The 6,561-nt window shown below is 32.0% G+C and carries 6 protein-coding genes; 4 read left to right on the top strand and 2 right to left on the bottom strand.

Annotated elements, in window-relative coordinates; all coding sequences use genetic code 11:
* Window positions 1-50: 50 nt before the first annotated feature.
* From KI369_RS08645 to KI369_RS08630, 4 genes are all read left to right on the top strand, one after another.
* Entirely contained in the window at window positions 51-1,163 is a 1,113-nt protein-coding gene (locus KI369_RS08645; RefSeq protein ID WP_000036645.1) for a tyrosine-type recombinase/integrase, read from the top strand.
* An 812-nt stretch (window positions 1,164-1,975) separates the two neighbouring features.
* Entirely contained in the window at window positions 1,976-2,383 is a 408-nt protein-coding gene (locus tag KI369_RS08640; protein WP_000037919.1) for a hypothetical protein, read from the top strand.
* A gap of 13 nt (window positions 2,384-2,396) precedes the next feature.
* Window positions 2,397-2,834 carry a hypothetical protein gene (locus KI369_RS08635; protein ID WP_000094076.1) on the top strand — a complete coding sequence of 146 codons (438 nt, stop codon included), beginning with the start codon at window positions 2,397-2,399 and terminating at the stop codon, window positions 2,832-2,834.
* A 250-nt stretch (window positions 2,835-3,084) separates the two neighbouring features.
* Entirely contained in the window at window positions 3,085-3,705 is a 621-nt protein-coding gene (locus KI369_RS08630) for a hypothetical protein (RefSeq protein WP_000963189.1), read from the top strand.
* A 783-nt stretch (window positions 3,706-4,488) separates the two neighbouring features.
* Here the strand turns inward: KI369_RS08630 and qacH are convergent.
* Window positions 4,489-4,866 carry a quaternary ammonium compound efflux SMR transporter QacH gene (gene qacH, locus KI369_RS08625; protein WP_047914402.1) on the bottom strand — a complete coding sequence of 126 codons (378 nt, stop codon included), beginning with the start codon at window positions 4,864-4,866 and terminating at the stop codon, window positions 4,489-4,491.
* A complete protein-coding gene (locus tag KI369_RS08620) occupies window positions 4,866-5,417 on the bottom strand; it encodes a TetR/AcrR family transcriptional regulator (protein ID WP_000028029.1) in 552 nt (183 codons plus the stop codon). The genes qacH and KI369_RS08620 overlap by 1 nt, the downstream gene beginning before the upstream one ends.
* Window positions 5,418-6,561 lie beyond the last annotated feature (1,144 nt).

Here is a 6,561-nt window from a genome sequence, read left to right as displayed (position 1 = left end):
TCACGGGGGTTGGGTTCTTGCTCTTGATTTTGTATATAGGGGGTGACGAAATGAGCAAAATTACAAATGATATTGATTTAAAAATTGATGAAGTCTATGAAAAAGTTAAAGATATGAAAATAACTTTTGATGAAAATAATACAACCAAAAAACAATTAACTGATTCAACAATAAACACATATTGCGGAATCGTGAAATCATATAACAATTGGTTAATACAAACGCATGGAATTAGCGTGGATAGGGCGAAACCTCGCCACGCAATGGAATATCTCGAAACAAAAATTCAAGCCTTTGAAAAAGGAAATGCTTCCGCATTTTCTATGCGCCAAATGGCGCATGCGTTTCATTCTTTTCGTGTTGCGAGTGCTGAAACAGGAACGTTTAAACATACATGTAAGGTCGCTGATAAACGAGATATGTTAAATACACTCACAGAGCGTGGAATCTTCCGTAAATCGGCTGATTCGACGGTATTAAAGGCAAATCATTCAGACTATGAAAAAGTTCAAAAAGAACTAAATGTAGCAACGACAAGTAAACATTTGAGAGAAGATATAAAAACAGTACACGAATTACAGCGGTACGCTGGAATGCGTGTTCACGAAGCCGTAAAACTAAAAGTGAGTGATATAGACTTTAAGAGTGGCACTGTCTATATAAAAGGCAAAGGCGGGCACGAGAGAACGGTTAAAATTGAAAGTAAAGAATTACTAGAGAAGTTGAAAAATTTATGCACTGGAAAAAGTGAAAGAAGCCAGGTAATTATTGCTCGAAAACGTGATAAAAATCAATTAACAAATGAGGAATTTGGAAAACGTGCAAAAGAAGAAATACGAGGTGCAGCCGTCAATGCTGGGGTGGATCGTAACGGAAAAAGATACACAACACATTCAGGTCGCAAAGCATATGCACAAGCGCAAATGGATAAATACAAAAGTTACAGTAAGAATCAATTAAAAAAAGAAGTTGCAAAACGTTGTCAGGACAAGAAAACAAAGCAAAAATATGATGCAGTTATAAAAAATATCCGTAAAAAAATAACCGAAGGTTCGAAGAACGAAGGGCGTAAACTTACAAATAAAGAGATGTGCCAGTTTCTAGTTAGCTTGGATTTGGGTCACTATCGTTTAGATGTTGTACGATATTATGCTGATTATTGATAGGTTTTGACGGAAAATCGGGAAGACGAGTGCGGAGCACAGTTGGTACTGGCGCACTGGCTTAGAAACACAAGGGCTAGAGCCTCGTTGTCAAGCCATCTTTCCCGGCTTTACAATGAGAAAGCCTTGTGTTAGCCTCTCATGGCAATGCCAGTACCTTGTGCGGATTCGAGGAAATCGCCAAAAAACGGGTCGATGAACTAAGAAGATACACGAGAGTTTTCCAAATCCTCGCCATTTCTCGCTTTTTTTCGAAAATCAAAAAAAAATGAAACGCCTATTAAATTTACTATACAGTAAAAGTATTTTAAAATACATTTATTGTATAGTAAATTTATTTTTGAGTAAAAGTATTTTAAAGTAATTTTAATAGTTTTACACAATAGTAAATTTATATACCTAAATTAGATTTACACAAAAGTAAAAATATAGATAAAAATACATGTATTGTCTCCGCAATTTATTTTTAGTAATCGCAAAAAATCGTTGATTTAACAACGTTTAAGAGATATAAAATACATGTACAAAATAGTAAAGTCATGGCAATAAATAGATTTACACAAAAGTAAAAGTAATGACCTAAAATGGATTTACATAAAAATAAATTTAATGTATAATAAATTTAAAGAAGGATATATATAATTTTGAGTAAATATAATTAATAGTAAATGTAAAATAGATTAAATATATTTTTTAATAAATTTATTTAAAATTATATTTACTTTTCAATACATTTACTGTATATTAAAAATATAGATGGATACATTTAATTAAAAATACATGTACTTAATTGTAATTAGGAGGAAAAAACAATGTCAAAAAAAATCTCAATTGAAGAAATGACGCAAGAAATGAAGGAAAAATTCACGATTTCACTGGAAGATGCACATAAAATCCTTTTGGATCATGGCGTAACGAAAAGTACGAATACACAAGTTACAATGCGTTGGATTCGTGATGGGAAAATTGATGCATTATTGATTGGAAAAGGTCGTGTGGAGACTCGAAAATGGCTTATTAACAAGGAAAGTCTAATGGAATTCGTTGCATTCGAGCGTTTAACGTTAGGTGATTTCAAAGCAATGAAAGAAGAATTAGAAATGTTACGTGCTTTTAAATTCGAAGTAGAGAAAAAGCCAAAGCGTGCTACTGGTACACGTCAAAAGAAAGATGCAGCAACAAATACTTCAAAAGAAAAGAAAGAAGTGCCAACAAAATAAAGAGGTGAATTGCATGTCATCTTTTAGATGGTATGAAGAAAATGAAGTGATTGGAAAAACTATAATAGAAGAAGATGATTTGACTTTGCTAGAAGCTGGGAAAATATATATTGATGCAATATTTTGTGAGAGAATAAGGTTTCCAGTTCAAAAAAACGAACAGCCAATTGGATTTAATTTTGTTTATGAATATAATGTAAAAAAATATTTCGGATTATATGACAGAAGTTTCATGAAGATAATTAAACAAGAAGATTTAGAAGAATATCACATGAGAATGATAGATTTTCATGTGCACAGATTATCTTTAGGGGAAGAATTAGATGATTGTCCAATCATTGGTATTTGTTATGGAAGTGGACCTTTGATAACACCGAGGTTGGAACAAGTTTATGATGTTTCGAAAACAAAAGCATACAGAAAGTATCGATTAGAAAAATTATTCGATTAGGTAAAGCATCTTACAAAATTTGAGTTTTTAAGCTAGAATTGAATAGACAAGCATAAAAAAAAGCCGAGTGTTGGAGCACTCGACTTTGGGTGATTCATCGTAATTTATCACCAAAACGTTGATTTCTAGTTTTAATTTTAATGAATTTTCATTTAAAAATCAAGGGTAAAACCCTTTACGGATAATAAAAAAATAACGGTGAATCTCCTAGAATGCTTGTTGCATTTTCTTCAGGAGAGGAGCAAAATCAATGGCAATTGATTTTAGTCAAGCGGATCGAAACGCTAGAAAAAGAGACTTAGAAAAAGAAAAGTTTTTTTCAGATGAAGAATGGGAATTAGCAAATGATTTGCAATCAAGAGCTAACGCGCGAGGAATGAAACTTGTTCCAGAGCGTAAAATCAAGAATCGAGCAAAATTTGCTCAAATGCTTCAGGATAACGTTGATTATCTCGAAGAGATTGATTATTTAGATGATAAAGAGATTATATTTTTATGGAAAATCAGTCGTAAAGTTGGTTTTTTATCAAATTGTCTTGTGGATGATATTCATAAAAAAAGTCCAGTTCCTTTAACACAAACAGATATCGCAACTTTGTTGAAAAGAACTAAAAATAATGTCAATCCTATTGTTAAATCTTTAGTAGCAAAAGGCATACTGGCTGTTTCAAAAACAGGTGTTCAAGGTAATAATTCGAGAGCAAATGTGTATTTTATGAATCCGAACATTTTGTACGCCGGTAGCAAAGATGATGTCAATTTAACATTACAAGCGATGTTTTCAAAAGTTCCTAAAGCATTAAAGGATATGCCTGTAAAATTATTCGAACTATCATGTCATTCAGAAGAAGAAGAAGAGAAAACAAATTAATAATAATTAATACATGTATTTTTTAATACATGTATTTTTTTATCTTTCAATTATGTAAAATAATGTAAAAAATGTAAAAAATCCGGTGTTCTTAAATTCAAGAACTATGGTTCTTAAATTCAAGAACTACGAAAAGTGCAACAAACCATTGATATTATTGACTTTTTAATACATTAACAATGTTGTTCTATCTCACTCTCTATTAACGCTAATTTTGAGTAAAGAAACGAGTAGTATTTTTTGCAAAAACCGCAAAAAATCTCCACTCTTTATCTTGACTCAAAATTCTCCGCAATTGGCATGGCTTGTGCCAAGCGATAAACCAAAAAAGTTATCACTTTTTCGGATTATCACTTGAACAATCCATTTTAATTGCTCCGTCGCTTAGTGCGTACATTTCCGTTCTATCAATATTTTGTGTAATAAAAACCCTTGGGGCTAGCCCCAAACCCCAGCCAGCTCAACCCAAAAAAGCATATGAAAACCGTATCAAATTTAATACGGTAAAAGAATAAAAGACTTAAAAACATTTTTGCTTAGGAAAGGGGTAGCGTCAGGGAAATGCGGATTTACAACGGTAAGCATTTGATACAAGTCTTATGAGACAGTCAGAAGTCATTTAAAACGCTAATTTCATTATGTCTCAATAAACTCTACTCTATTGGAATTGTGAAGTGATACACTTAAACTAACGTACGCAGGTTTGTTGAATAAGGACTTCAAAAAATACCCTTAATTAAGCTAAAAAGTCCTTCTCTTTATTAAGAAGGACTTTTTTATGTGTTATTCCATTGTCTCATTCATTGTAATAGTTTCGCTTGCTTCATGACCAGATTCTCCATGTCCTGGTCCAAACAAATTCAATATTACAACTCCTACAACAATCAGTGTTATTCCTGCAATGCTAGCCATGTTAAGTTTTTCCTTCCAAACTAAAACTGAAATTACTGTAGTCAAAACAAGTCCTAAACCTGCCCATAATGCATATGCAGTGTTTAAGGGGATTGTTTTTAGCGACAAGGATAAAAAGAAAAAACAACCAACGAAAGCTATTATTACCCCTATTGTAGGATAGAGTTTTGAAAAGCCTTCAGATGCTTTTAATAGGGAAGAGCCAATAATCTCCCCCACTATTGCAAGTGCTAAATATAGATATGACATTATTCGTCCTCCTGAATCATGTTTATTAGTTCATCAAAAACTTGTGTTTTTAGTTCTTCATTTAATGGTGCCATTCCAAATATTTCTGAAAACCAAAGACCATCTATGGATAATCTTGTAATTGTTATTTTGACAGGATCAATTCCATCAGTTATTAACTTTGTATGCAAAATATCGTATCTCTGCCGGAATTCATCTAATAAATCTGGATTAATAAACATAGCAGCCATTAGTGCGGAATTTAGATTATTGTTTTCTAAATCGGAAAATGTAGATTTAAGATAAGCCCTATTCCATTTTCCTATTGCGTTATCATCGTCGTTATTAACTAACGTATTAATGCATTCGAAATAATTATTTGTCCAATCTTCCACCATTCCTTTAATTAATGCTTCCTTGCTAGGAAAATGGTATAATAATCCACCTTTACTCACGCCAGCTCTTTGGGCGACTGCCTCTAATGTGAGTTTGACAACTCCTTCTTCTTTTACAATTTCAGATGCAGCAATCAATATATTTTTTTTCTTATTAGCATGCTTTGAAATAGACATAATAACCTCCATAACTTAGATACATATAATATACCTTCTGGACGGTTTTTTTGTCAATCGAATTAAAGCTCTTATTTAATATCACTCTTTCACATAAAAATAATCCAATAAATTAATCTAAAGATTGTGAAGAAATGTACTTAAAGTAAAGGGAGCTTTAGTTCAACAGTCGATTTCTTAAAATCGGCTTTATTTATGGGTGAAAATTACATTACCGTTGTAAATCCGCATTTTCAGGACTCTACCCCGGAAAGAAAAACATTTAAGGTCGTAAGACCTTTTCAAAAGCATAAAAAAATAAGGTTTTTTCATCAAAATCAGTTGATTAATGGTAAAATTTGTATATATTCATAGTAATTTTAAAACCAATTACTTATTTGTTTAAACGCTTGCGGTTAAGCAAATATGAAATACGAAATTTTATACTATGAATCTTGGGACGTGATTCAAGTAATCGTGTATTTTACAAAACTAAAAAATTCACGTCATAAAAATGAAAGGGGATCATTACAATAGCAAAGCAAAATGTTTTTAAGACGTGGGAAAAAATAATCTAAGAAAGGAGCAATATAAAGCTTTCCCAAGTAGTTTTATAAATAGCTTTAAAAGAAAATAGAATTCTTGCTTGCAAGAATGGAAAAAAATATTATAAAAAATAAAAATTTAAGGAGATGACAAATCAAAAAATACGAAGGGAACAAGTTTTACAATTAAATATTTTTACAACTGAATAAATGTAAATCTGTAACAAAGGTTTTTAACCACAAAACAAATCGCAAGAACAGTAATTTCTGGGTTACTCAAAAATTCCAGACCGCAATACCGTTGTACGCTCATTTGACTATACATTTTGGTGCAAAATGTATGGGAGAGCCTTGGAGTCTATTTATAGACGCCAATCGCAACAAGATGGCGTAGCTATCTTGAGCCTTTGTCTTTTAATCTTTTGACCTTGATTTTTGCTTTTGGTCTTTTGATTTTGACTTTGACTCTAGTGAGCTTAAATCGCCCGAAGGGAGATTTCGCGATTGCTTTTGTGTGTTTAATTTGGGTGGTTCGGTCTATTTTTTTTGGTCTTTAAAAAAAATAGATCGAACCCACCCAAATGAGACCTCGTTTTTGTTGTGCCTTGATATTGTAAGGT

It is taken from the genome of Bacillus sanguinis, assembly GCF_018332475.1.
Classification (GTDB): Bacteria; Bacillota; Bacilli; order Bacillales; family Bacillaceae_G; genus Bacillus_A; species Bacillus_A sanguinis.
Note: the sequence above shows the minus strand (reverse complement) of the source record. Positions and strands in the feature narration are given on the sequence as shown.

Bases quoted from the DNA above. Each gene is read 5' to 3' on its own strand.
- KI369_RS08645 (WP_000036645.1), top strand. From the start codon at position 51: ATGAGCAAAATTACAAATGATATTGATTTAAAAATTGATGAAGTCTAT.
- KI369_RS08630 (WP_000963189.1), top strand. From the start codon at position 3,085: ATGGCAATTGATTTTAGTCAAGCGGATCGAAACGCTAGAAAAAGAGAC.
- KI369_RS08635 (WP_000094076.1), top strand. From the start codon at position 2,397: ATGTCATCTTTTAGATGGTATGAAGAAAATGAAGTGATTGGAAAAACT.
- KI369_RS08620 (WP_000028029.1), bottom strand. From the start codon at position 5,417: ATGTCTATTTCAAAGCATGCTAATAAGAAAAAAAATATATTGATTGCT.
- qacH (WP_047914402.1), bottom strand. From the start codon at position 4,866: ATGTCATATCTATATTTAGCACTTGCAATAGTGGGGGAGATTATTGGC.
- KI369_RS08640 (WP_000037919.1), top strand. From the start codon at position 1,976: ATGTCAAAAAAAATCTCAATTGAAGAAATGACGCAAGAAATGAAGGAA.